Annotated in this window: 21 protein-coding genes; 6 read left to right on the forward strand and 15 right to left on the reverse strand. The window is 55.4% G+C overall.

Annotated features, from left to right (window positions below):
• Nucleotides 1-29 precede the first annotated feature (29 nt).
• From ACW44H_RS17770 to ACW44H_RS17780, 3 genes are all read right to left on the reverse strand, one after another.
• Complete coding sequence (locus ACW44H_RS17770; RefSeq protein WP_457505846.1) at nucleotides 30-593, reverse strand: TRAP transporter small permease; 564 nt, start codon at nucleotides 591-593, stop codon at nucleotides 30-32.
• Between the two features lie 81 nt (nucleotides 594-674).
• A complete protein-coding gene (locus ACW44H_RS17775) occupies nucleotides 675-1,658 on the reverse strand; it encodes a TRAP transporter substrate-binding protein (RefSeq protein ID WP_113270978.1) in 984 nt (327 codons plus the stop codon).
• A 36-nt stretch (nucleotides 1,659-1,694) separates the two neighbouring features.
• Nucleotides 1,695-2,678: a LysR family transcriptional regulator gene (locus ACW44H_RS17780; protein WP_457505847.1), complete on the reverse strand. Its 984-nt coding sequence runs from the start codon at nucleotides 2,676-2,678 to the stop codon at nucleotides 1,695-1,697.
• Between the two features lie 354 nt (nucleotides 2,679-3,032).
• Here ACW44H_RS17780 and ACW44H_RS17785 point away from each other — a divergent pair, with 354 nt between their 5' ends.
• The 3 genes from ACW44H_RS17785 to ACW44H_RS17795 are packed head-to-tail and all read left to right on the forward strand — an operon-like array spanning nucleotide 3,033 to nucleotide 5,475.
• Nucleotides 3,033-3,785, forward strand: coding sequence for a 5-oxoprolinase subunit PxpA (locus ACW44H_RS17785; RefSeq protein ID WP_457505848.1), 753 nt, complete (start codon nucleotides 3,033-3,035; stop codon nucleotides 3,783-3,785).
• A gap of 38 nt (nucleotides 3,786-3,823) precedes the next feature.
• Nucleotides 3,824-4,528 carry a 5-oxoprolinase subunit PxpB gene (pxpB, locus tag ACW44H_RS17790; RefSeq protein ID WP_457509077.1) on the forward strand — a complete coding sequence of 235 codons (705 nt, stop codon included), beginning with the start codon at nucleotides 3,824-3,826 and terminating at the stop codon, nucleotides 4,526-4,528.
• Entirely contained in the window at nucleotides 4,525-5,475 is a 951-nt protein-coding gene (locus ACW44H_RS17795; protein ID WP_457505849.1) for a 5-oxoprolinase subunit C family protein, read from the forward strand. Before pxpB ends, ACW44H_RS17795 begins: the two co-directional genes overlap by 4 nt.
• 3 nt (nucleotides 5,476-5,478) lie before the next feature.
• On the opposite strand, the gene ACW44H_RS17800 is transcribed toward ACW44H_RS17795, so the two are convergent.
• Together ACW44H_RS17800 and ACW44H_RS17805 are read right to left on the reverse strand one after the other, a co-directional pair.
• A complete protein-coding gene (locus tag ACW44H_RS17800; protein WP_457505850.1) occupies nucleotides 5,479-6,981 on the reverse strand; it encodes a sodium:solute symporter family protein in 1,503 nt (500 codons plus the stop codon).
• On the reverse strand, nucleotides 6,974-7,162 hold the full coding sequence (locus tag ACW44H_RS17805) for a hypothetical protein (RefSeq protein WP_113270972.1): 189 nt from the start codon (nucleotides 7,160-7,162) through the stop codon (nucleotides 6,974-6,976). Before ACW44H_RS17805 ends, ACW44H_RS17800 begins: the two co-directional genes overlap by 8 nt.
• Nucleotides 7,163-7,322: 160 nt before the next feature.
• Here ACW44H_RS17805 and ACW44H_RS17810 point away from each other — a divergent pair, with 160 nt between their 5' ends.
• Both ACW44H_RS17810 and ACW44H_RS17815 read left to right on the forward strand, forming a co-directional pair.
• Entirely contained in the window at nucleotides 7,323-8,291 is a 969-nt protein-coding gene (locus ACW44H_RS17810) for an XdhC family protein (RefSeq protein WP_457505851.1), read from the forward strand.
• Nucleotides 8,281-8,883, forward strand: a complete 603-nt coding sequence (locus ACW44H_RS17815; protein ID WP_457505852.1) for a nucleotidyltransferase family protein — start codon at nucleotides 8,281-8,283, stop codon at nucleotides 8,881-8,883. Before ACW44H_RS17810 ends, ACW44H_RS17815 begins: the two co-directional genes overlap by 11 nt.
• Nucleotides 8,884-8,936: 53 nt before the next feature.
• On the opposite strand, the gene katG is transcribed toward ACW44H_RS17815, so the two are convergent.
• The 6 genes from katG to ACW44H_RS17845 form a co-directional block, all read right to left on the reverse strand.
• Complete coding sequence (katG, locus tag ACW44H_RS17820; protein ID WP_457505853.1) at nucleotides 8,937-11,090, reverse strand: catalase/peroxidase HPI; 2,154 nt, start codon at nucleotides 11,088-11,090, stop codon at nucleotides 8,937-8,939.
• Nucleotides 11,091-11,282: 192 nt separating this feature from the next.
• Complete coding sequence (locus ACW44H_RS17825) at nucleotides 11,283-12,287, reverse strand: aldo/keto reductase (protein ID WP_457505854.1); 1,005 nt, start codon at nucleotides 12,285-12,287, stop codon at nucleotides 11,283-11,285.
• A gap of 30 nt (nucleotides 12,288-12,317) precedes the next feature.
• Nucleotides 12,318-14,081 carry an ABC transporter transmembrane domain-containing protein gene (locus tag ACW44H_RS17830; RefSeq protein ID WP_457505855.1) on the reverse strand — a complete coding sequence of 588 codons (1,764 nt, stop codon included), beginning with the start codon at nucleotides 14,079-14,081 and terminating at the stop codon, nucleotides 12,318-12,320.
• Between the two features lie 143 nt (nucleotides 14,082-14,224).
• Nucleotides 14,225-15,667, reverse strand: a complete 1,443-nt coding sequence (locus ACW44H_RS17835) for an NAD(P)(+) transhydrogenase (Re/Si-specific) subunit beta (protein ID WP_113270966.1) — start codon at nucleotides 15,665-15,667, stop codon at nucleotides 14,225-14,227.
• Between the two features lie 16 nt (nucleotides 15,668-15,683).
• Nucleotides 15,684-17,255: a Re/Si-specific NAD(P)(+) transhydrogenase subunit alpha gene (locus tag ACW44H_RS17840; protein WP_457505856.1), complete on the reverse strand. Its 1,572-nt coding sequence runs from the start codon at nucleotides 17,253-17,255 to the stop codon at nucleotides 15,684-15,686.
• Between the two features lie 188 nt (nucleotides 17,256-17,443).
• Nucleotides 17,444-18,388, reverse strand: coding sequence for a LysR family transcriptional regulator (locus tag ACW44H_RS17845; protein ID WP_457505857.1), 945 nt, complete (start codon nucleotides 18,386-18,388; stop codon nucleotides 17,444-17,446).
• Between the two features lie 145 nt (nucleotides 18,389-18,533).
• Here ACW44H_RS17845 and speB point away from each other — a divergent pair, with 145 nt between their 5' ends.
• Nucleotides 18,534-19,436: an agmatinase gene (gene speB, locus ACW44H_RS17850; protein WP_457509079.1), complete on the forward strand. Its 903-nt coding sequence runs from the start codon at nucleotides 18,534-18,536 to the stop codon at nucleotides 19,434-19,436.
• A gap of 58 nt (nucleotides 19,437-19,494) precedes the next feature.
• Here speB and ACW44H_RS17855 read toward each other — a convergent pair whose 3' ends face one another.
• The 4 genes from ACW44H_RS17855 to ACW44H_RS17870 all read right to left on the reverse strand — a co-directional run bounded on the left by ACW44H_RS17855 (nucleotide 19,495) and on the right by ACW44H_RS17870 (nucleotide 24,590).
• Nucleotides 19,495-20,769, reverse strand: coding sequence for an O-acetylhomoserine aminocarboxypropyltransferase/cysteine synthase family protein (locus ACW44H_RS17855; protein WP_457505858.1), 1,275 nt, complete (start codon nucleotides 20,767-20,769; stop codon nucleotides 19,495-19,497).
• Between the two features lie 226 nt (nucleotides 20,770-20,995).
• On the reverse strand, nucleotides 20,996-22,462 hold the full coding sequence (locus ACW44H_RS17860) for an Nramp family divalent metal transporter (protein ID WP_457505859.1): 1,467 nt from the start codon (nucleotides 22,460-22,462) through the stop codon (nucleotides 20,996-20,998).
• 151 nt (nucleotides 22,463-22,613) lie between these two features.
• Nucleotides 22,614-23,723 (reverse strand): patatin-like phospholipase family protein, encoded by a 1,110-nt coding sequence (locus tag ACW44H_RS17865; RefSeq protein ID WP_457505860.1) that lies wholly within the window; start codon nucleotides 23,721-23,723, stop codon nucleotides 22,614-22,616.
• 54 nt (nucleotides 23,724-23,777) lie between these two features.
• A complete protein-coding gene (locus ACW44H_RS17870; RefSeq protein ID WP_457505861.1) occupies nucleotides 23,778-24,590 on the reverse strand; it encodes a PRC-barrel domain-containing protein in 813 nt (270 codons plus the stop codon).
• Between the last annotated feature and the right edge of the window lie 101 nt (nucleotides 24,591-24,691).

Below are 24,691 nucleotides of genomic sequence, written 5' to 3' on the forward strand. Positions count from 1 at the left end.
GGTCGTAGAAACAATAGTAAGGCCATCATTTAATACTCCTCGCTGTCATCTGGGGCCACCGCTTCGCGAAAACCCGAGGGGTCGCGAATGGCAGTTTTAAGCGCCATCAATAAGGCTTCAGCCAGAGCTAAACAGAGCAAGCCGACGCTGAACGCTAGCACGAGCTGGGGGATCCACAGCGGGATCGACACAAATCCAGAAGAGACATCGTTGTACTGAATGCTCTCGCGCGCCAAGCCAACCAAGCCGTAACTGAGCATCAGGCTGATCGCGAGCGCAATAATCAAGCAGAAGACTTCAAACCACACACGGATTGCCGGTGGTAGACGGGTAATCAGCAGCGTCACGCGAATATGGGCATGATGCACAAAGGTGTAGGCCAAGCCAAGAAATGTCGCGCCGACTAATAAGTAAGACGCAATTTCTGAAACGCCGGTAATGCTCATGCCTAGCCGGCTCAAACCCACCAGCACCAGTAGCGCATCTACTAAGCGGAAGGTCACCTGGAGTGCTATCAGCGCACAGATAGCCACCATGCACGCCGCCGCCCCCCAAGCACCGAGGCGATAGAGCTTGTCGAATTTAAACGTCATGTTCGCAGCCTCATAAAGCGCGCGGAAAAAGCAGGGCCGGTGGCATTGCCGCGGCCCCTGCAAGAAACAATGATTCGGCTATTAGCTGTCGCGTTGCTCGCGGTAAGTTTCCAGCGCCTGTTTGGCTTCATCGTCGGCGCGTGACTGCCAATCTTCAAACAGCTCATCGCCAGCGGCTTGCAGCGCCTCTGAAACGGCTTCGTTTGGCTCAGAAACCGAAATACCGTTCTCTTCCAATGCCTCCAGGCTTGCCTGGTTATCCTCGCGGCTCATCTCCCAACCACGTTTTTCAGCCTCAGCGGCGGCTTCCATCAGGGCTTCCTGGGTCGCTTCATCCAGGCCATCGAAACTGCGCTGGCTGATGAAAACAATGTTCTTGGGCAACCAAAGGTTAGCGTCGGTGTAGTCGGTGACATAGTCCCAAGCCGCCATGGAGTTACCGGTAGAGCTCGAGGTAATCATGGCGTCCACACGGCCAGTGCTGAAGGCGGTCGGGATATCAGACTCTTCGGTTTCCGTGGGGCTACCGCCCAGGTTGTCGACAAAACGCTGGGTATTGATGTTGGGTGCACGCACGCGCAGGCCTTCAAACTGCTCAGGATCGGTGAGCGGCTCTGACGTATAGATACCTTGCGCAGGCCAGGCGACCGCGTAGAGCGGAATCAACCCTTCATAGGCGAATAGTTCGGTGATCATTGGCTTGGTGGCTTCCCATAATGCGTAAGCATCATCGTAGCTGCCGGCAACCCCTGGCAGTGTGTCCACTTCGAAAATGGGATCATCATTGGAAAGTACCGAGAGGAAGACTTCGCCCGCATCGATGGTGCCCCGGCGAACCGACGGCTTGATTTCACCATGCGATACCAATGAGCCGCCGCTATGTACGGTAATAGTTAACTCGCCATCGGTAGCTTCGGCCACGTCCTCGGCGAACTGCTTGTTGTTTTGGGTGTGAAAGCTGGCATCACCGTAAGGTGTGGCCATGGTCCACTCTGCGGCGTGCGCCGTGAACGTTAAACCGCAGGCGGTGGCCAGAAGCAGTGTGGAAGTTAATGTTTTGCGCATTGTGAGAACCCTCTTATTTCTATTAATAGTATGGTGCTAACAGTGTGGTGCTTTGGTGGTACCAGAGGAGGCGCGGGTGGCAACCCAACGCCCGGAGAAAAGTATTGTGGTCATATCAGCACGGCGCGCTTGTGCATAGCGGCAGGCACACTCTTGGGCCAGGCGGGCAACGCCGCGACAAAAGCGCGGATGGTTAGCGTGACGCCATATCACATCATAGTGCATCGCCGGTAACGGCACCGGCAGTTCAAGCCGGTAAAGCTCCCCTCGCTGCCACTCTTCCAGCACGGTGGCCACCGGCAAGGCACCAATCCCCAACCCTTCAGTGGTCATGCGGACTATCGTCATCAACGTGCTGACGCTGTGAATACGTGGGCTGGCCACGCCCTGCTCTGCCAGGTAGTTCACCAGTTCCGTATAGGGGCGCGCCAGCTTGCCAAAGGAGATAAATGGCAGTTGCCTGCCCCAGATGTCGGCACTTTCGCTGAGCAACGGCGCGTGCCGGGGGGAGACGAACATGCCCATCTCATAAGGACTCAATGACTCATAATCGATCTGCTTCTGGGGTGAATATCCGTTCATTGCCAACACGATATCCAACTCGTTGCCGAGTAACCGCTCATTGAGCACCGGCGAATAATCCACCGTCAGTTCGATGGTCAGGCGCGGATAGCGCTCGGTAAGCTGGCGCATAAACTCGGGAAACCAGCTATGGGCAATGGTTTCAATCGTACCGAGCCGCAATGGTGCAGAAAACGCCTCTTCATCATCGAAAAGCCTCATTGCCTCGTCACGCTGGTGCAGCATTCGCTCAGCGTGCACAAAGAACTCGCGGCCCCGCATGGTGGGCTGAATGGGCCGGGCGGCACGCTCTAGCAGTAGCTCCCCCACGGCGGTTTCAAGACGCGAAATACGCTCAGAAATTGAGGGCTGGGTCAGATGTAATCGGGTCGCCGCCTTACGGAAGGAGCCCAGCCTCACCGCCCATACAAACGCCTCAAGTTCCTTAAAATCGAGCATTGTGACACGCCTACAAATGACTTTTGAGAGTAACTAAGCGCCGTCCTGCTGACACGCAACGCTGACAGCTGTGTGCTGATGCTCGTGAACACAAGTTCACTATGCAACTTCGAGACCATCTTCGGCAGCGCTGTTTCACCAACGTTATTATCACGCCCGCCCTTACTGTGATAAGCGTATCGTGCCCAAGCGTCAACTATTTTTCCACCAAATAACAATATGATAGGAGGGCCCGATAGTTAGTATCGTCAAAAACGATTGGCACTCAGGATGCCGTGTTCATATATTGGTGATGGTTTTTATTTCAACATCAGCCACGTGCAAGCACCCACTGCATCAACGACAGGAGTCGCTATGGCCATTCCCCTGCTTAATTGCGATATGGGCGAAAGTTTCGGCAACTGGACTATTGGTTTAGATGCCGAGGCGATGCCCTACGTCGATTGCGCCAACATCGCCTGCGGCTTCCACGCGTCTGACCCCCATGTGATGCGCCGCACCGTCAAGCTGGCAGTCCAGCATGATGTTCGCATTGGTGCGCATCCTGGTTACCCGGATTTGATGGGGTTTGGGCGCCGTTCCATGGCCTGCTCGCCCGAAGAGGCCGAGGACATGGTGCTTTACCAAGTTGGCGCCCTAGCAGGCATTTGCCAAGCCGAAGGCGCACGGCTCAGCTACATCAAACCCCACGGGGCGCTGTATAACGACATGGCCGCCAACCCGGCGCTACTCGAAGGCGTCATGCGCGCCGTGCGTGCATATGACGCCAGCCTGCCATTAATGATCATGTCGACCGCTAATCCCGAACCGCACCGCGAGCTAGCCGCCAAACTGGGTATTACCCTATGGTTTGAAACCTTTGCCGATCGCGCTTACGACGCCAACGGCCACTTGGCTTCGCGCCGGTTACCCAACGCCGTGCACCACGACCAGACCACCATCGTTAACCAAGCGGTAATGCTGGCCAAAGGCGAGCCGCTCACCGCACTCGACGGCACACCGCTGCAGTTAGCCTGCGACACGCTCTGCGTTCACGGCGACAATCCTGAGTCCGTGGCGGCCGTGCGCGCCATTCGCGAGGCCTTTCAGGCGCTGGAGCAAGCGTGAAACCAGGCATTGAAACAACACGCACTGAAGCGACCCGCATTAAAATTCGCATTGAGACCACCGCCATGGATGCCTTGATGGTGCGGCTGTTCGACACCATCGACGAGGCCAACATGGCTTGGGTGATCGCCGCCGACCAAGCGCTGCGCGATGCCTTCGGGGCTGCCTTGACTGATCTGGTGCCCTCCTACACCACGCTACTCGTGCACTACGACTGCGAACAGCTGGACCACGGCGCGGCCTGTCAGCTGATCAACCAGGCGCTATCCGGGCTCTCCCCTGCCAATACCCAAGCGGGGGAGCTACACGATATTCCCGTGTGGTATGACGAAAGCGTCGGACCCGAGCTGGCCCTGGTCGCTAAACGCGCGGGCTTGAGTGTCGACGAGCTAATCCAGCAGCACTGTAACCATGATTACTGCGTGTTCGCGCTGGGCTTTGCGCCCGGTTACGGCTTTATGGGCCTGGTAGACGAAGCGTTGGCAACGCCACGCCTGAAAACCCCGCGTCGTAAGGTAGCCGCTGGCAGCGTCGGTATCGCCGACCGGCAAACGGCGATTTATCCGCTGCTCTCGCCGGGAGGATGGAACATTCTGGGCCGCACCAACGTGCCACTATTCGAATACGCCAAGCGCGGTGAACCACTGTTTCGCCCTGGCGATAAAGTGCGCTTTAGAGCGATCTCCCGCGAAGAGTTCGAAGCGGACGGTGGTGACACCACGCCCATGGAGGAGCGGTCATGAACCCCGCGGCTAACAATGATGCATCAAAAGGGCTAGTGGTTAAGCAGGCGGGCCCGCTGGCGTTGATACAAGATGCCGGGCGATTTGGCGTCGGCCACTTAGGCGTCACTCAGGGCGGCGCTGCCGACTGGATCTCGTTTCGCTGGGCCAACTGGCTCTTGGGTAACGCACCCAACAGCGCCGCGCTGGAAATCGTCATGGGCGGCGGTTTGAGCTTGGAAGCCGAAAGCGAAGTGCGTCTGGCGCTAACCGGCGCCGATCTGGATGCCCAGTTGGATGGCAAACCGCTCGCGCCCAATGTCAGTTTTAAACTCCTACCCGGCCAGCGTTTGGTATTTCGCCAGCCGCGCCAGGGTTTGCGCACCTATCTCGCCTTCCCAGGCGGGCTGAATGCACCGGAGGTGCTGGGTAGCCGCGCCTGCACCGCCCGCGAGCAACTGGGCGGCCTGCACGAAGATGGCAAACCGCTAAAAGCGGGTGACCGCTTGACCTGGAAAGGCGCCGCCCCGGCGGTTCGACGTCTTGCAGAAGGCCAAGGCCCGCAAATGCCAGTGTCAGGCTGCCGCTTACCCATCGTGCTCGGCTCGCAAATCGCCGCTTTCAGCGGCCGCTCTCTTTTCCAAGCCTTCAACCAACCGTGGACAGTGGATAACCGTGCCGATCGTATGGGCGTGCGGCTGACAGGCCCCGCCCTGCATGGCTCCCTGACGGGCATCATTTCCGAAGGCATTCCGCTGGGGGCGGTACAGATCCCGCCGGATGGCCAACCTATCGTGCTGATGAATGATCGCCAGACCATTGGCGGCTATCCGCGTTTAGGCGCTCTCACCCCGATTGCTTGCGCCAACCTGGCCCAATGTTTGCCCGGCACCCAGGTATGGCTGACACCGGTCAGCGCCAGCCAGGCGCAAGATGATTATCGCAAGCAGTTAATGGTTTGGCGTTAAAGGCTAAGTCTTACAGGCCCCATTGGAGGGATTTTTACCCAATTCTTCAGAGATAGCAGTAAAGAACGCATCCGTGGTCGCCTGATGAGGCTTGGTCATCAGGCTGACGCCCACAAACAGAACGCTGGCGACCAGAATCCCCCATACACCGGCGGGCAGGCTCAGCAGTGAATTGCCGGTGGCATACATCAGCAGTACAAACGCGCTAGTGCCCACCACACTGACCACTGCGCCAGCAGCGGTGCCTCGCTTCCAATAAAAAGCGCCGATAAGCGCAGGCACCGTAGCAACCAGGCCTGACGAGGCGGCCACCGAAAGCACGGCGATCAGATCCAACTCCAACTCGGCAAAGGCCAGCGCCATTAGTGCAATTACCGGCACAACAAACTTACCCATTAGCAGTTGGCGCTTTTCACTGACATTCGGTTTAACGTTTGCATAGACGTCACGCGATACCATGGACGCCAGGGTCAGCATGATCGAATCAATAGTAGAGACCGCGGCCGCCATGATGCCGATCATCACGATCACCCCTAATACCGGCGGAACAAACTCTGAAGCCAGCAGCGTGGGTGTCGCTAAATCTGCTCGCTCCAAAGCAGGGAAAGCGGCTAAGGCAGAGAAACCCCACAGCACAGAAACCATAGTGTAGATAAAGCCAAACACCAGGAAACCAATCAGCATGTGACGCATTGAACGCAGCGAAGAGGGCATAAAAAGACGCTGGCTGACTTGCGGGTTAGAGAGGCTAAAGAAGAACCAGGGGATGGTGAGCCCCAGGAAGGTGACAAAGCTGAACAGCCCAGGGCCAGGTACCGTCAGTGACTGCGGGTGCTCCGTTGCCAGCGTATCGAATAGCGCGCCGAAACCTCCCAGGCCTTGAATGACCAGAAAAGCCACTAACGTAGACGCTACTATCATCATGATGGCCTGGAGCGAGTCGGTCCACATGACCGAACGGATCCCCGCGATATAAGTGAAGAAAATAGCGATCAGCGTGGCCAGCACCACACCCGTGGTAAAGGTAATAGCGCCATCGGTCATGCCTTGCAAAAGATAACCGACGCCAGCGAGCTGAACGGCCGAGTAAGGAATCAGGAAGATACAGCTGGTAATCGACACAGCCATGGCCACATGCGTGCTGTTGTAACGGTGGCCCAGCATCTCGCTGGGTGTCACATAGCCGAATTTATTGCCGACTGCCCAGAACTTGGGCCCGAAAACAGCCACCAGAGAAACACCGGCGAAATAGATGATTTCAAAACCCAGCGCCCCCACGCCTCCGGCATAAGTCAAGCCCGCCAAGCCCACCATCATAAACGCACTATACGTCGTGGCGCTGTAACTAAGCGCCGATACAACCCCGTTCATTTGTCGGTTGCCCAGAAAGTATGCCGACATACTTTCTGAAGCACCTTTCGCAGGTTTCTGGCGCGACAGAATCGCAATCACTATCGCGATCAATAAGTAGACGGCAATGGACCACCAGATGAGGGACTCAGTCATTACGGTGGTCCTCAAAATCTTTAGTAATAAACACGTTCAGAACAATGACCGCTAAGCCTGCACACGACCAAAACAGGAAGCTACCGTACCAAAGCGCAACACCACTCAAGAGGGTGTAAGGCACTAAATAGCTTAACAAGACTACGGCCCATACTAGCCATATCCATTTACGACGCTTCATTGGCCACCTCGTTTTGTTACGTCAGGGTGAGGAATGTATTGTAGTCAGGCTGATATGTTACCGATGTCTGGGAAATGCTCCATATAAACACCGTTTACCCCTGAGACCATTCGCGAGACACTAAAACCTCCCTTAGCCACCCCATGAAGGCGGTTAGTTAATGCAGCACCTAGATTTACAGGTCATTGAGCGGGCGCTTAAATGGGCCAACCAAGGGCTGACCGTTTGGCTCTGTACCGTTCTGAAAACGTTTGGCTCCTCACCCCGAGAGCCTGGCGCTATGTTGGTCGCGTGTAAAACAGGGGAATATATAGGTTCGCTATCAGGCGGCTGTGTTGAAGAAGACTTTATTGCCCGTCTACACAGTGGTGAGTTCGACAAACCCGTTCAACAGATACGCTATGGTGACGACAGTAGCGCCGCTAGCCTCCGTCTACCCTGCGGAGGCAGTATGGAGGTGCTCGTTGAACAATTGTCGCCAACTACCGAAAACCTGACTCACCTTGAAGTCGTCCACGCCACCCTGCTTGGCCGTCAATCGCTCACCCGCTGTGTCAAACTGGATGGCAGCGGCAAACGCTTTAACCCTGCGACGTTGACGGAACCCGCCGTTACCTTCGATGCCACCAGCGTCAATATCCGCATCGGCCCAGCGCTACGCCTGATCATCGCGGGGATCTCCTCAATCTCTTCACCTTGCGCCCTATTTGCCCAATCGCTTGGGTTTGAAGTAATTGTCTGCGATCCCAGAGACGAAGTCCGTAAAAATTTCGACGTTCCTGGCGTTGAAGTGCAGGCAGTTCTACCTTCTGTCTTCATCGCCTCGGGCGGCTGCCATGCCAATACAGCTGTTGTCGCGTTGACGCATGACCCGCGCATTGATGATTTAGCAATGATCGAGGCCGTCCGGACGGAGGCCTTTTACATTGGCGTTATGGGTTCTCACCAGACCTCGCAGCAGCGCAAAGAACGGCTGCTGCGCTCAGGCGGCCTGACGGAAACCCAAGTAGCGAAAATTGTAATGCCCATTGGCCTTAACCTGGGCAGCAAAACGCCGGCTGAGATTGCGTTAGCCGTTTTGGCAGACATTATTCGTCTCTGTCGTGGAAAAGCGCGCGATGCGTTATAGCGATATTATAGTGGTTGTCATGGCAGCAGGTCAGTCGAGTCGCTTTGGCAGCGATAAAAGAGTTGCCAAACTGGGTAATGGAGAAACATTGCTCAGCTCTACTTTATTAACTGTCCAACAATGCTTTACAGATATCTATATTGTCATTAAACCCGACGAAGGCCTCCAATCACTCGGTCTTCCTTCGCAGACGCCCACTATTATGAGCCAGCACAGTCATTTAGGCCTTGGTTATAGTATTAGCGATGCTTTTAAACAGTTATGCAGCGATAAAAATATGGATAACTACCGTGCCGCTGCGATATGGCTTGCCGACCTCCCGTGGATAAACCGCCAGACCTGCTCCGTATTGGCGGGTATGGCCACCCCAGACACTATTTTACAGCCTTCATATCGGGGAGAACTTGGTCATCCTGTTATTTTTGGTACGAAATTCTGGAAGGACCTTTCCCAATTAAAGAGCTCTCGCGGGGCCTCATCGATTATTAAACGACATAGCAATAGCAGGGTTAGCGTTCCAGTCAATGATCCTGGCGTGTGCAGCGACATCGACTACCCCGCTGATATACTCACTTCCTTTAAGCGGTCATAAAAAAGCCCGCATCTTTCGATGCGGGCTAGGAAAGAAGTAACGCTTAGCGATGGTTACACGACATCGAAGCGATCCGCGTTCATCACTTTCGTCCAGGCAGCAACGAAGTCTTTAACAAACTTCTCGTCGTTATCGTCCTGGGCGTAGACTTCTGCGTAAGAGCGCAGCACCGAGTTAGAGCCGAACACTAGGTCAACGCGAGAAGCTGTCCACTTAACGGCGTCTGTTTGACGGTCGCGTATTTCGTAAGTGTTTCTACCTACCGGTTTCCAGGTATTGCCCATGTCGGTCAGGTTGACAAAGAAGTCATTGGTCAACTGGCCTTCACGATCGGTGAATACGCCGTGCTTAGTGCCACCGTAGTTGGTGCCCAGCACTCGCATACCGCCGAGTAGCACGACCATCTCTGGCCCTGTCAGCCCCATCAGTTGAGCGCGATCCAGCAACAGCTCTTCCGGCTTCACGACATACTCTTTCTTCTGCCAGTTGCGGAACCCATCAGCCAGCGGCTCTAAAGGCGCAAAGGAGTCCGCATCGGTCATCTCAGCAGTCGCATCGCCACGCCCTTTCAGGAAAGGTACACGAACGTCATAGCCTGCGGCTTTAGCGGCTTTCTCGATCGCGACACTGCCAGCCAAAACGATGACATCGGCAACGCTGGCGCCGGTGTCGGCGGCGATCTGCTCATATACTGCCAATACGTCGGCGAGGCGTGCCGGTTCGTTCCCTTCCCATTGCCGCTGGGGCGCCAGACGAATACGTGCACCGTTGGCACCGCCGCGCATGTCAGAGCCCCGGTAGGTGCGGGCGCTGTCCCACGCAGTGCTAACCATGTCACTAATGCTCAAGCCGCTCTCGGCGATTCTCTGCTTAACCACTTCTTCGCTATAGTCGGTGCTGCCAGCAGGGATAGGATCCTGCCAGATCAAGTCTTCCGCGGGCACTTCCGGGCCGATGTAACGTGATTTCGGACCCAGGTCACGATGGGTCAGCTTGAACCACGCCTTAGCAAAGGTCTTTTTAAAGTACTCCGGGTCCGCCATGAATTTTTCACAAATGGCACGGTAGGTTGGGTCCACCTTCATGGCCATATCCGCATCGGTCATGATCGGATTGTGGCGGATAGAGGGGTCGCTGGCGTCGACCGGCTTATCCTCTTCCTTAATATCGATAGGTTCCCATTGGTGGGCGCCCGCTGGGCTCTTGCGCAGTTCCCACTCATGCCCGAACAAGAGGTCAAAATAGCCCATGTCGAATTTGGTGGGGTTAGTCGTCCAGGCGCCTTCAATGCCTGATGTAACAGCATTGCTTGCCTTGCCACCCATGGTCGGGTTGCCCCAGCCAAAGCCCTGATTTTCAACGTCGGAAGCTTCTGGCTCAGCGCTCAACGCTGCCGCGTCGCCGTTACCGTGACATTTACCCACAGTGTGGCCACCCGCGGTGAGTGCGGCGGTTTCTTCGTCGTTCATCGCCATCCGGGCGAAGGTTTCGCGAACCTGCTGAGCCGTCTTCAGCGGATCGGGCACACCGTTAACACCTTCAGGGTTAACGTAGATAAGCCCCATCTGCACCGCGGAAAGCGGGTTTTCCATGGTTTCCGGCTTTGCGACATCGCCATAGCGCTCGTCGGAAGGTGCTAGCCACTCTTTCTCATCACCCCAGTAGATGTCTTTTTCCGGCTCCCAGATATCTACACGACCGAACGAGAATCCGTAGGCAGGAAGCCCCATGGATTCATAGGCAACGGTGCCGGCCAGAATCATCAAGTCCGCCCAGCTAATTTTGTTCCCGTACTTCTTTTTGATCGGCCACAGTAGACGCCGCGCCTTATCAAGGCTGACGTTATCCGGCCAGGAGTTGAGTGGTGCAAAACGTTGGCTACCGGTACCACCGCCGCCACGCCCGTCAGCAAGACGGTAGGTGCCTGCTGAATGCCATGCCATACGAATCATAAGACCGCCGTAGTGACCCCAGTCAGCGGGCCACCACGACTGGCTGTCCGTCATTAGCGCGTGGACGTCTTGCTTGAGCACGTCAAAGTCGAGCTTTCTGACCTCTTCCCGATAGTCAAAATCCGCATCCATCGGGTTTGATTTGCGGTCTTGCTGGTGCAACATATCCAGGTTGATTCCTTCAGGCCACCAGTCTTTATTAGACGTACCCGTGGATGTATTACCACCGTGCATGACAGGACATTTCCCACTCATAGCTCTCTCCCCTTATTGCTTTTATTGGTGGCGATTAGATGATTCGCTACCAAGCCAACTGACGTTGTGCGTCTTCTACGTTGCGTTTCGTACTAGTAAGAACGCCTCATTAACTTGGTACTTTTTAAAGCAGAACGCTCATAGTCACAATTTGCATTTTGCGACTGCGCTGATAGCTTTTAACCATCACCATTAAAAAGAGAACTCCTCAGTGTCAATGTCTGCCTGCTGCGCCTCGCTGTAGCGGGCACCAGCTACTTTGCTTGGCGTCATCATAGCGTCCAGCTGCGACAGTGTGTTGGTATCAAGGCGTAGCGTTTCCGCCGCTAAATTTTCGCGCATATGATCAGGGGAGCGGGTACCGGGTATGGGGATGATGTCGTCGCCTTTCGCCTTCAGCCATGCCAGTGCGAGCTGCCCCGGCGTGACGCTTAAGGCCTGCGCCAGCGCTGCCAATTGTTTAAATAGTTTTTGATTATGGGGATAGTTCTCGGCACTGAAACGCGGCATGTTGCAACGCATATCGCCCTCTTCAAGGCGTTCTGGGTCTTTAACAGCACCCGTTAAGAAGCCTCTTCCCAACGGGCTAAACGCGACCAGGGCAACCCCTAACTCACGGCACGCATCAAGTAAGGCTATTTCGGGATTGCGTGTCCATAGCGAATACTCCGACTGCACCGCTGTAATAGGGTACTCCGCTACTGCGCGGCGCAGTGTCGTCGCCGAAATTTCAGAAAGCCCCACGCCGCTGATCTTGCCCTCCTCCACCAAGCGCCCCAGCGCCCCCACGCTCTCTTCTATAGGAACTTGACGATCCAAACGATGTAGGTAGTAGAGGTCCAAATGGTCAGTACGCAAGCGCTCAAGACTCGCTTCGCACTGCTTGCGCAGCGTTTCAGGGCGACCGTCAATTACCCGCTTACCTGTCTCCGGTTCGATTGCCATACCGCATTTGCTAGCCAGAAAGAGCTGGTGCCGTTTGCCTTCAAGGGCTCGGCCCACCAAACTCTCATTGGCGGTTGCCCCATATATTGTGGCGGTATCAAAGTGGCGATAGCCCATATCAAACGCTTCATCCAGCGCTCGTAGGGCCGCATTTTCAGGCACGATGCTGCCGTAACCGTGGGAGAGGTTCATACAACCCAAACCTATGGTTGGCGCCTTAACAGCATTAAGACGTTGGAAAAAACTCGACATAACAGCTCCCCTCTTAATGAATTGGTTTTATTACGTTTCACCGCCAAACTGAAGCGCGGCTAAATGACGATAAAGCGGGCTGGAGATGATTAATTCCTCGTGTGTACCCGCCGCCACCAAATGTCCGCCATCGAGTACCAGCAAACGATCAGCGGCGATCACCGTCGCGAGTCGATGCGCGATCACGATACTGGTGCGCCCCACCATCAGCCGATCCAGCGCCTGCTGCACCAGCCGCTCGCTCTCCGCATCCAAGGCACTGGTGGCTTCATCCAGTAATAACACTGCCGGGTTTTTGAGCAACGCCCGGGCAATGGCAAGCCGCTGACGCTGGCCACCGGAGAGCTGAACGCCGCCGGGGCCTAGGGGCGTATCAAAGCCCTGAGGAAGGGCATCGATAAAATCGAGGGCGCTGGCATCCTGGGTGGCGATGCGCAGCCGCTCATTATCCGCGTCAGGGTCGCCGTAACGCAGATTGTCGGCCACCGAGCCACTAAACAGCACCGGCTCCTGGGCAACTAACCCCATGGCGCGCCGCAGTGCAATAAGGTCTAAGGTGCGAATATCGCTACCATCAAGCGTTATATACCCCTGGCTGGGATCATAAAAGCGCAGCAGCAGCGCCAACAGCGTACTTTTCCCCGCCCCTGAAGGCCCTACTAGGGCGACCCGCTCCCCCGGCTGAATATGCAGATCAAAGCCATCAAGCGCAGGGGTTTCCCTGCCAGGATAAGTGAAATGGACGTTTTCCAGCCTAATCTCGCCACGCAGTGGCTTAGGCAGAGAGGGCGGATTGTGAGGGGACTGGATAGTGGGTGGCGTGTCGAGCAATTCAAGCAAGCGCTCCGCTGCCCCCGCCGCGCGCTGTACATCGCCTGCCACCTCAGCCAAAGTGGCGATCGCTCCTGCCGCCAACACGGCGTAGAAAATAAACGCCGAAAGCTCCCCTGCACTCATGGTGCCTGCCAGCACGGCCTGGCCACCCTGCCAGAGCATTAAGCCAACGGCGGCAAACACCACCAGCATGGCGATACCGGTCAACCAGGCGCGTTGCTGAGTGCGCTCTACGGCGCTGTCGAACGCCTGCTCCACGCGCTGAGCGTAATGGGCTTTGTCCACCGCTTCGTGAGTAAACGCCTGAAGTGTTTGAATACCGCTGAGCGCCTCTTCGGCATAGCGGCCCAATTCGGCCACGCGGTCCTGACTAGTACGCGAAAGCCTACGTACCCGTCGGCCATACCATATGATGGGCAGTAGCGTGGCAGGTATGCCAATCAGCACCATCGCTGATAGCCACGGCTGGGTCACCAGCATTAACACCACCGCGCCCACCAGCATGACCAAATTACGCAGCGCCAGCGACACTGAGGAACCAAACAAGCTCTGCAGTACGCTGGTATCCGCGGTTAAGCGTGAGGCGATCTCACCAGCGGCACGACCGGAGCTTGCGCTCTCAAAGAAGCTTGGTTCCAGGGTTAACAAGTGATCAAACACACGCTTTCGCAGGTCAGCAGCCAAGCGCTCGCCAATCCAGGTGACTTGGTAATAGCGCAGAGCGGAAGCCAGCGCCAGCACGGCCACCACCACCAACATAAGAACCAGCGTTTGTGCTAACGCCTGAGTATCTGCGGCTAGAAAACCGCGGTCGATGACTAGCCGCAACCCATTGCCCAGCAGCAATACGCTGCCCGACGCCAACAACAGCGCCAAGCCAGCTAATGCTAAGCGTAATCGGTAAGGGCGCAGTAGACCCAGTAGGCGCAGCAGCACTCGAGGGTTAGAGCGTTGATTCATAGTAGCGAGTGCTCAACAGAATAGGCGGTCTCCGACCATAGCAGGAGTACCGGTGCCGTGCACAGAACCCTATGCACAGAACCCCATGCACAGAACAAAAAAAGCCCGCGATCTCTCGCGGGCTTAGTAACTAACGCCTAGGCCTAATCGATCAGAGGCAACAGCGTATTCAAACTATCTCGGGCATCACCGTAGAACATGCGCGTGTTCTCTTTGAAGAACAGCGGGTTCTCGATACCCGAGTAGCCGGTGCCCTGGCCGCGTTTACTGACAAACACCTGCTTGGCCTCCCAAACCTTCAACACCGGCATGCCGGCGATGGGGCTATTGGGGTCTTCCTCGGCCGCGGGGTTTACGATGTCGTTGGAGCCGATCACGATCACCACGTCGGTGGTGGCGAAATCATCATTGATCTCGTCCATCTCCAACACGATGTCGTAAGGCACTTTGGCTTCCGCCAGTAGTACGTTCATGTGCCCTGGCAGACGCCCGGCCACCGGGTGAATGCCAAAGCGCACCGTCTTACCCGCTGCACGCAGCTTGCGTACCAAGTCACTGACTGCCGTTTGCGCCTGGGCCACCGCCATGCCGTAACCCGGCACGATGATGACGCTGTCGGCATCGTTCAGCGCGCTGGCCACGCCACCGGCATCAATCGCCACCTGCTCGCCTTCAATCTCTGCCGCGGGCCCTTGGCTGCCACCAAAGCCGCCCAAAATGACGTTGATAAAGTTACGGTTCATTGCCTTACACATGATGTAAGAGAGAATCGCACCCGATGAGCCCACCAGCGCGCCGGTGACAATCAATAGATCGTTGGAGAGCGTGAAGCCAATAGCGGCGGCTGCCCAGCCGGAGTAACTGTTCAGCATCGAAACCACCACGGGCATATCGGCACCGCCAATGCCCATGATCAGGTGATAACCGATAAAGAATGCCAGAGCCGCCAGCACGATCAGCGTCCAGAAGCCGGCCCCGTTGATGTACAAAATCGCCAACAGCAGTGACAGCACCGCCGCCCCCGCGTTAAGCATATGCCCACCGGGCAGTTGGCGTGGCTTACCATCGACCTTACCGGCCAGCTTGCCAAAGGCGACCACCGAGCCAGTGAACGTTACCGCACCGATGAAGATACCCAATACCACTTCAATCTGCAGGAACATCAGTTCATCAGGGGCTTTGGTAGCCACCAGCGCAGCAAAGGCGGAAAACTGATCTAACGACGCCTCGGCGGCCCGCGCGGCCATGACTCGGCGACGCTCTAAATCAGCGCTCCAAGCCACAAACACCGCCGCTAAACCCACAAAACTATGTAGCGCCGCCACTAGCTGGGGCATTTCAGTCATTTCGACCTTGCCCGCCACGTAGGCACCAATACCCGCCCCAATCAGCATCATCGGGATCAGCCACCAGTAGCCGCCAATACCTGGACCAAGCGCAGTAAAGAACACCGCTATTGCCATGCCCACGATGCCGTACCACACGGCTCGCTTGGCTTTTTCCTGGTTGCTCAGACCGCCCAGCGACAGAATAAACAGCACGCTCGCCGCGATAGCCGCGGCAGATACGAATCCTTGCTCTAACATATCGTCTCTCCGCCGCTTAGGATTTTTGGAACATGGCCAGCATCCGGCGTGTCACCAGGAAGCCACCCACGATATTGATTGATGCGATAAGTACTGAGATTGCCGCCAGCACGCTAACCACAATGCTGCCGGAGCCAATCTGCAGAATCGCCCCCAAGATTATGATGCCTGAAATTGCATTGGTGACCGCCATTAGCGGTGTATGCAACGAGTGACTCACTTTCCAAATCACCTGGAAGCCGATAAAGCAGGCCAGCACAAACACAATAAAGTGCTGCATAAACGACGCTGGCGCCACTTGACCCAATAGCAGCATCAATACGCCACCGACAGCTAACAGGCCCACCTGGCGCGTGGTCTGTGCTTTAAAGTTGGCCAGCTCAGTGGCCTTTTTCTCTTCTGGCGTCGGCTCTTTCTCTTTTTTCTTCGGTTTTGATGCGCCAATCGCTTTTACTTTGGGCGGCGGCGGCGGGAAGGTAATTTCGCTCTGGTGAGTCACCGTGGCGCCACGAATCACGTCGTCATCCATATTATGATTGATCACGCCCTCTTTCTCGGGCGTCAGGTCAGTCAGCATATGGCGGATATTGGTGGCGTAAAGCAACGATGACTGCGTTGCCATGCGTGAGGGGAAATCGGTGTAGCCGATCACCACGACGCCGTTATCCGAGACCACGCGCTCATCGGGCTTGGTGAGATCGCAGTTGCCTCCCTTCTCAGCGGCAAGGTCAATAATTACCGAGCCCGGCTTCATGGCTGCGACCATGTCTTCAAGCCACAGCTTGGGCGCGGGACGGCCTGGAATCAGTGCCGTGGTGATCACAATATCTACATCCGGCGCCTGCTCGCGGAAACACTCAAGCTGCTTCTCGCGGAACTCAGGGCTCGAGGGCGAGGCATAGCCACCGCTTTCAGATCCATCCTGGCTATCCTCGAAATCGAGGAACAGGAACTCGGCGCCCATTGACTCGATCTGCTCGGAGACCTCGGGGCGTACGTCAAAAGCGCGTACAACAGCGCCCAAACTAGTGGCGGTACCGATGGCCGCCAATCCCGCTACGCCTGCGCCAATCACCAGCACTTTGGCGGGGGGCACTTTACCCGCCGCGGTTACCTGGCCGGTAAAGAAACGCCCGAAATTATTGCCCGCCTCAATTACTGCGCGGTAGCCGGCAATATTGGCCATCGAGGAGAGCGCGTCCATCTTCTGGGCCCGGGAGATACGCGGGACCATATCCATGGCAATAACAGTAGCGCCCTGGGCCTTACACTTCTCCAGCAGCGCTTCGTTTTGCGCTGGCCAGAAAAAAGAGATCAGTGTTTGACCTTCGCGCAGCCGCTCTGCTTCTTGCTCGGAGGGCTCGCGGACTTTAATGACCACCTCAGCGTCGCGCCAGAGCGCATCAGCCCCTTCCACCACGGTAACGCCCGCATCACGATAAGTGTCGTCATTAAAGCCCGCCGCTAGGCCGGCACCTGTTTCTACCAAACACTCATGGCCTAACTTTTGGATCTGCTTAGCGCTCTCAGGGGTTAACGCAACGCGCGCCTCCCCTTGAGCACTCTCCTTCGGAGCGCCTATCTTCATTCTTATTCTCTCCTTATCTCACTATTCCAGCGTCCTACCAAAGCGTTAAGCGCTGGCCGTTTAAGGGCGTAAAACCTCTCACCTTTTAGCAGTCTAGGATCTTACGGTGTGCCTGCCTGATACTATTCAACCTTTGATTCAACTGGGTTGTATAACGACAACATAAGTTAGTTTGTGTAGTGCCATCACTATGGATGGCTCCTCTCTTTTTGAGAATTAAACACTGTAGCAAATTCAGTCAGCACCTCATAAAGCCACGCATTAGCAGGCTCATTGGCATATAGACCATGCTGAATCAGTGTCATGTTTAGCGCCGGTAACTCCTTGGGCGGCTCTACCAAACGCACCGGTAGCATAGCGACGAACCGTTCAGCCATTTGGCGTGGAAGCGTCATGATCGCTTCTGTTAACGCCACTACCTGCGCTGCAGCGATGTAGTTAAGATTTTTAGAGATCACCCGGCGGGTTAAGCCATGCCGGACTAAGCAACTATCGATATTACTGGGCAATAGACCGCTGATATCGGCCAGTTCCACATGGAGCTCTTGAGAAAACTGAGCAATATCCAGTGTATTGCCTACTCGATTATTATGATTCGCCGCTAGGCAGACTAACTCTTCATCCATCCAAGGCGTCTGAATAACGCCGCTGGGTAGCGTACGTTGACTGTCCAGCCCTACCACCATATCCACATGGCGTTGCTCTAGCCCCTCGCTCAGCACATCGGGGGTGATGAGTTCAATGGAAAAACTGATCCCCGGTGCATAGGCCAGTAGCTGACTGAGAAAGGTCGGGTACATGACCTCTTCAAAATAATCCGTGGTCGCCAACGTAAAACGCCGCTTACTTTTGGCCGGTACAAACACCGCTGGCGGTGCTAGGCCTTCCCGTAGCAGTGCTAACGCCTGCTGTACCACAGGCTGCAGCGCCTGCGCCCGGAGGGTTGGCTGCATGCCATTTTCGGTACGGATAAACAGCGGATCTTCCAGTGCTTCACGCAGGCGTTTCAACGCATGGCTCAGGGCTGGCTGGCTTAAGTGCAGCTTTTCTGCCGCGCGAGTGACATGGCGCTCACGCATTAGCGCCTCAAATACCAATAGCAGGTTTAGGTCAAAATGGCGTAATGAGCGCATAAATACTCGTCATTCATAATACGAATGATTCAATTCTAAACATTCATTTAATTTATCACCAATTATTCCTTATTGTTTGCGCCAATCAGCGATTACCCGATACGTAAGGAGAAATACGACGGTGACCCACCCACTAACTCAAACGATGCCCAGCCTTTATGGCGATGTGATTTCTACTTTCATGGGCGTAGAGAAAGCAACGGATCCCAAGGCAACCGACGCCGACGTTGTGGTGAGTGGCGTTCCCTTTGACCTAGCGTGTTCTGGCCGTTCGGGCACCCGCATGGGCCCAAATGCCATTCGCCAAAGTACCGCGCATTTAATCTGGGAAGGCAAGCGCTGGCCCTGGAACTTCGCGCTAGAAGAGCGCCTTAAGGTGTGCGATGCAGGCAACGTTGATTACGCATACGGCGAACCGGAAAGTTTGATCGATAATTTGGAAAATCACGCTCACCGCTGGCTAAGCGCAGGCAAAAAAATGCTGACGCTGGGGGGCGACCACTACATTAGCCTGCCGCTGCTGCGCGCTCACGCCCGCGTTCACGGCCCGTTGGCGTTGATCCATTTTGATGCACACACTGACACCTACGAGCACGGCACGCGCTTCGACCACGGCACCATGTTCTACCATGCCCTCAAAGAGGGTTTGTTAGTGCCAGAACACTCGCTGCAAATTGGTATTCGCACCAGCTACGACCGCGACAACCACCCTTACGAGGTACTGGATGCGGACTGGGTTAACGACCATGGCCCTGCCGCCGTCCTGGAGCGTATTCGTGCCAAGGTGGGTCACCACCCGGCCTATATTAGCCTGGATATCGATGGCCTCGACCCAGCCTATGCCCCTGGCACCGGCACACCGGTGTGCGGCGGAATGTCCACCGATCTAATGTTGAAAGTGATGCGCGGCATGGTTGGCATGGAATTGGTCGGTATGGATCTGGTGGAAGTGAACCCTGCCTATGATCACGGCGACATCACGTCGCTTGCCGCCGCGACGCTGGGTTTAGAGTTCTTATATACCCTGGCGGCATCTAAGCGCGTTTGAGGACTTAGCCCCCGCCATCTCTTGCCTTGAGGCATTGAGAAGGCGGGGGCAAAACAGGCTACCCTTGAGAGGCCGCCAGCGCTTGATCAATATCCGCCAGCAGATCGTCGATATGTTCAATGCCTATCGACAGACGCGCCATATCCGGCGTAACGCCAGCCGCTTTTAGTTCGTCTGCGTTCAGTTGACGGTGCGTGGTAGAGGCGGGAATGGAAGAGCAGCTCTTGGCATCACCGATATTCACCAGCCGCAGAATCAGCGCTAATGCATCGTAGAACCGTTCACCAGCGGCCTGCCCACCTTCAATACCAAAGCTAAGAATTCCCGAGGCATGGCCCTGCATATAGTGCTGCGCCAGCGCATGATCGGGATGACTTTCCAAGCCTGCGTAATGCACCCAGGTGACTAACGGATGGTTTTCCAGATGCTTGGCAACGGCTAAGGCGTTGGCGCAGATACGCTCGATGCGCAGTGACAACGTTTCCAACCCCTGTAGAAGGTTCCAAGCCGCTTGGGCAGAGAGCGCCGCTCCCATGTTGCGTAGCGGCACTACGCGGGCACGGGCAATAAATGCCGCATCACCCACATCGCGGGTATAGCTCACACCGTGGTACGAAACGTCAGGCTCGTTAAGCAGCGGGAAACGATTGGCATGCTCAGCCCAGGGAAAGGTGCCCGAATCAACAATCACACCACCCACCGTGGTGCCGTGGCCACCGATATACTTCGTGGCAGAGTGAACGACAATATCCGCGCCGTGCTCAATCGGCCGACATAAGAACGGCGTTGCCGTAGTGTTATCGACAATCACCGGCACCCCATGACGATGCGCCGCGTCGGCCAGCTTTGTTAGGTCGACCACTCCCCCCGAGGGGTTACCAATACTTTCGCAGAAAACCGCTTTGGTACGCTCATCAATCAGCGCTTCAATGCCGTCAATATCGTCTTTATCGGCAAAACGTACCTGGATGCCTTGGCGTGGCAAGGTATGCGCAAACAGATTGTAGGTACCGCCATATAGCTCACTAATCGAGACAATATTATCGCCCGCTTCGGCAATGGTCTGGATCGCATAGGTAATCGCCGCCATGCCAGAGGCCACCGCCAACCCGGCGATCCCGCCTTCCAGTGCGGCTACCCGCTGCTCCAACACAGCACAAGTGGGGTTCATAATGCGCGAGTAAATGTTTCCTTCCACTTTAAGATCAAACAGATCCGCCGCATGCTGCGCATTATCGAAGGAAAACGACGTGGTTTGGTGAATCGGCACCGCCACAGCGTTTTGTGAATCAGGCGAATAGCCATGGTGAAGAGCTATGGTTTCTGGCTTCATGAGAACGGCTCGCTGTCTTGTTATTAAGGGTCGCAATTAATCCTAAACAAGCGCCGCACGGAAGGCCAACTATCGTTCGTCCTACGAGGCCAAACACGTTTACCAATCCACCCACTGTGCGCCACGGCGACGACCACCGCGAGAGCCAAGGTGAGCACCAGCTGTTCGCGCCGGGGCTCCAGGCCGATGGCTTGGAGCCCTTATGCTTTTAAACAATTTGCCGCACTTAATCGCCAAACATCCCAAACATATTCAACAAGTAGAGAATGGCGAAGCCGAAATAAAAGAGCCCGGCAAGCCCCATGATCACCGTCGCGGCAATGCCTGGACGCAGGCTACTTGGCAACCGTGATCGATTCACATAGAGTGCAGTCAGCGCGATAAACGGCGTGTGGGCGGCGGCGATGATACCCGAGACCGACATTACCTGGACGGGATCACTGAACAGCATCAGAATGATCACCGGCACCAACCCGGTCACCGTAATGATGTATAGACGCTTAAGCCAGCGACGTTCAAACAGCGGCCAGGGTAACTTTCGATCAAGGGCGTCCAGGCTCTTAAGCAAAGCACCGGCGCCCTGATCGTTGCGCTGACTTCGAGTAAGTATCAGGGTCATATCAGCGAAACTACGCCCCCAACCATCTTGATTTGCCAGGATACTGCCACCTAGAGCAATCACAATGGCCGTCAACAGCAGATACCTGCCGAACTCGCCCCATACGTCCGAAAAAATGCTAGTCAAATCGACCGCCACTTCTGGCCCCTCGGGCATGATCCCCTCGGGGGCAAGTAGCTCGGCGCCCAGTACCAAAAACGAGAAAATCACTACTAGACCGCCCACTACCCCCAGCGCGGCAGTTTTCGTCATCACCCGTATCCACCCTTGCGCGTTAGCAAGGCGGGTGTCCATCGCCTCGCTCTCCGTACCCTGAAGCTCGTTGCGCGATGCTTCCGGCACTTCATCGTCGGGTTCACGCCCTTGCAAACCACCGCCAAAACCGCGGGTGGCGGTCCAGTAGCCGAACCAAACAATGCCCATGGAGCCAGCAAGTATCGTACCCACCCATGGCAGGACCACATACAGGTCCAGGTTATCCGGCACCCCAGGCATCAAACCTTGGGCTACCTTCTGCGGAGCCGGAAAGACAATGGCCGCCGTGACAATGGCCATGACCATCAGAGCCAACGCCATTAATCGGCTAAAGGACTCGATCAGAGAATAACGACCTGTGGCGGTGAAAAGCGTAGAAAAAACCACCATCCCGATGGCGTAGAGCGTATTAGATCCAGGAAGGAATTCGCCCAACGCACTACCCACTACGGCGGCTAGCCCGGCGATGCCTATCCCCGCGGCAAGCAGCTGAGGTACAAAAATCACCCAAACCGCCCAGTCCCGCGGCCCTCCCAGGCTGTGCATGCCCTCCAGCATGGTGTGCCCGCTGACGATTGAATAGCGCGCCATTTCACGAATCATGACCCACATAAACAGCACTACGACGAGCAGGATCCAGAGCAGCTGGTATTCGTAGGCAGACGCTACGCGTGGGGTAAAGAGTATCGACCCCGTACCTACGGCAGAAAGCATCCACAGCAGGCCGGGACCATACCATTTAAAACGACCGCGACCTTGAGGGGGTGAAGGCACCTTGTCACGAAAATGCGTTTCTAGCTCATGGTTCGTCCTTGCCACGTTACCTCCTTATTTAAGCCAGTAGGGACTAACCAAGGTAGCAGACAATAAGCATTCTTTTGGAACGAGGCACCACTAGGCAGGGTGTTCAGCGGCTTAGAGCGACCAGACTTGTAAGCATTGCCCAGCAGAGGGTTAATTTACGATGCTTTTATACTGATGCCATAGCGTCGCGGCCACTGAAAGCGTGGACGTTAAACTCACCGGGAGCAGCGCGCTGGGAACCCAGCGTCTCCAGGGCATGGCTCATATCTGACCGGCCAGCTTCCCACCGTTCAGCTAGGGAGGGGCGCGAGAAATCGAAGGCTCGCATCTCGGTATCGTGCGGCACACCAGCGTGGCTAAGCATGAGCAGCGTGATCGCTTTCTCGGCTTTTGCTCCCTCCGCCAAGGCTGATGCCAAGGCGGGGTCTCCGCGTTGCTGTTCCGGCACTTGGCTACCTAGTAGCCGCAGTTGGCGGCGCAATTCATGGCGTTGACGAAAGTGCTGCAATGCTCTCCAACTCTGGCTCGAAAGGAGCAGTTCCAATTGCCGGTCCATCGACTGCCCAACGGTCCTAAACTCGGGGCCAAGGCGCCGGAATAGATCTATTGCAATGCATAGCCGTTCGTCCGACGTCGGCTCATCCAAAGCAGCTTCGAGTGGAAGATTCGAGGTCATGCCCCCGTCCACCACTAATCGACCATCGACCCGGGTCGGCGGAAAAAAGGGGATAAATCCACAGCTCGCCAGCAAATGGTCAATCGTGATGGGCGACTTGGCACTGTCAAAACGTATCTCCTCACCGCTATTCGCATCCACGGCGATGATCACCAGCCTTATCTCGCCGTTGTTCAATCGCTTAAAGTCGACCAGCCGTTTTAAGCGTTCACGCAAGGGAGCGAGATCGTAGAGACCGGCATCTGAGGGCATTCCCGGAAACATCGATAGGAAGCCTGGAAACCGTACGCGATAGAAAGCAGGACTCCCAAGTAGCAGGCTTTGTAGCGCACGCCTGCGCTTACCGTTCCAGGTTGTAGACCAAGCAGGCCTAAACGTCCAGGCACCATCTTGGGCAGCAGTCTCCCAAAAACTGCGAAGAACACTGATACGTTTCTCAGGTGGGTTACCAGCAATCAGGGCCGCATTGACCGCACCGGCAGAGACAGCGAAAACCTGATCAGGGTGAAAACCTCGTTCATGTATCGTCTCATAAGCGCCGCCTTGGTAAGCGCCGAGAGCATTTCCTCCGGCCAGGATGAGAATGTTTTGCTCAGCCATGCGCTCTCCTTATCCACCCCGCACCTTCTCCCCTGCCGTAAGGCAAAACCCGGTTTATTGATTCAAAACACCATCGTATTTTTCATAATCAAAAACCGGTAGCTCTTTGGCATCCTCTCTGGAGTAAGGAAGTAGATAGTGAGAGTCACCAGGGCGCCAGCCTTCGCTATAACCATAAAAGGGATACGCACGAGGACCGCCTTTTCCATTTTCGACATTCGAGGGGTTAATAATAATAGCCTGCATAATACCCTCGATTGAAAACAGCGCATCGGTAATATATCCAAACCCTTTGCCTCCCTTCAGGCTGGCATAATCATCAAGAATGTCCGATATCTTCCATGTTCGCGGCCCTGTCGCAACATCCTCTTCTATCGTGCTAACACGCTCCATTTCCTGTTTATAAATGTAGGCCTCATTGATCGTTACATTGGTAAAAAGGTCGTATTCTTCCACGTTATCTTGTTGAACGGGGGCTTGAATGCCATCTTCAACAAATTCGACCTCATCCCAAGGGATAGCAACATGTCGATCACCGCTGTCCCACATCCCTCCTATTTCAGCTATAACAGCTACCACTTGGTTCTCTTGATCAAGAACGATATTTTCCATTTCTCCTATTTCATTTTCTTGAGGAGAAAACACTTTTGCTTCTAATAGTTGCTCGGCGCGAAATCCACCCTGTTCGTACAGCGCACTATAATTCCATTCATCAAGGGACCGAAGCTCTTGAGCTTCGCTTAAATTAGTTTGATCAGCCTGTGTATTGGCCTGTATCTCTTCGTCTGACGCATGGCTTTGCATAGATATTAAAGAAGTGATCATGAATATTGTTGTGAGAGGCAATATATTATGGTGCAGTCTCATTTTACTTCCCTCTTTTAACTCTCCATACTTAAGGCCGGTTTCTTTATTGCATTCTGCGTAGTAGCAGCACATGCGTTAAGAAACCGGCCTAAAAGGTTAGC

The organism is Vreelandella sulfidaeris Esulfide1, from assembly GCF_054072535.1.

What these genes read in the sequence shown, in the direction of transcription:
- ACW44H_RS17780 (WP_457505847.1), bottom strand. Translation starts at nt 2,678, where the DNA reads ATGCTCGATTTTAAGGAACTTGAGGCGTTTGTATGGGCGGTGAGGCTG.
- ACW44H_RS17805 (WP_113270972.1), bottom strand. Translation starts at nt 7,162, where the DNA reads ATGAAGCGTCGTAAATGGATATGGCTAGTATGGGCCGTAGTCTTGTTA.
- ACW44H_RS17865 (WP_457505860.1), bottom strand. Translation starts at nt 23,723, where the DNA reads ATGGCTGAGCAAAACATTCTCATCCTGGCCGGAGGAAATGCTCTCGGC.
- ACW44H_RS17815 (WP_457505852.1), top strand. Translation starts at nt 8,281, where the DNA reads ATGCGTTATAGCGATATTATAGTGGTTGTCATGGCAGCAGGTCAGTCG.
- ACW44H_RS17855 (WP_457505858.1), bottom strand. Translation starts at nt 20,769, where the DNA reads ATGAAGCCAGAAACCATAGCTCTTCACCATGGCTATTCGCCTGATTCA.
- speB (WP_457509079.1), top strand. Translation starts at nt 18,534, where the DNA reads ATGCCCAGCCTTTATGGCGATGTGATTTCTACTTTCATGGGCGTAGAG.
- ACW44H_RS17825 (WP_457505854.1), bottom strand. Translation starts at nt 12,287, where the DNA reads ATGTCGAGTTTTTTCCAACGTCTTAATGCTGTTAAGGCGCCAACCATA.
- ACW44H_RS17810 (WP_457505851.1), top strand. Translation starts at nt 7,323, where the DNA reads ATGCAGCACCTAGATTTACAGGTCATTGAGCGGGCGCTTAAATGGGCC.
- ACW44H_RS17775 (WP_113270978.1), bottom strand. Translation starts at nt 1,658, where the DNA reads ATGCGCAAAACATTAACTTCCACACTGCTTCTGGCCACCGCCTGCGGT.
- ACW44H_RS17845 (WP_457505857.1), bottom strand. Translation starts at nt 18,388, where the DNA reads ATGCGCTCATTACGCCATTTTGACCTAAACCTGCTATTGGTATTTGAG.
- ACW44H_RS17770 (WP_457505846.1), bottom strand. Translation starts at nt 593, where the DNA reads ATGACGTTTAAATTCGACAAGCTCTATCGCCTCGGTGCTTGGGGGGCG.
- ACW44H_RS17840 (WP_457505856.1), bottom strand. Translation starts at nt 17,255, where the DNA reads ATGAAGATAGGCGCTCCGAAGGAGAGTGCTCAAGGGGAGGCGCGCGTT.
- ACW44H_RS17785 (WP_457505848.1), top strand. Translation starts at nt 3,033, where the DNA reads ATGGCCATTCCCCTGCTTAATTGCGATATGGGCGAAAGTTTCGGCAAC.
- ACW44H_RS17835 (WP_113270966.1), bottom strand. Translation starts at nt 15,667, where the DNA reads ATGTTAGAGCAAGGATTCGTATCTGCCGCGGCTATCGCGGCGAGCGTG.
- ACW44H_RS17870 (WP_457505861.1), bottom strand. Translation starts at nt 24,590, where the DNA reads ATGAGACTGCACCATAATATATTGCCTCTCACAACAATATTCATGATC.
- ACW44H_RS17795 (WP_457505849.1), top strand. Translation starts at nt 4,525, where the DNA reads ATGAACCCCGCGGCTAACAATGATGCATCAAAAGGGCTAGTGGTTAAG.
- ACW44H_RS17800 (WP_457505850.1), bottom strand. Translation starts at nt 6,981, where the DNA reads ATGACTGAGTCCCTCATCTGGTGGTCCATTGCCGTCTACTTATTGATC.
- katG (WP_457505853.1), bottom strand. Translation starts at nt 11,090, where the DNA reads ATGAGTGGGAAATGTCCTGTCATGCACGGTGGTAATACATCCACGGGT.
- ACW44H_RS17830 (WP_457505855.1), bottom strand. Translation starts at nt 14,081, where the DNA reads ATGAATCAACGCTCTAACCCTCGAGTGCTGCTGCGCCTACTGGGTCTA.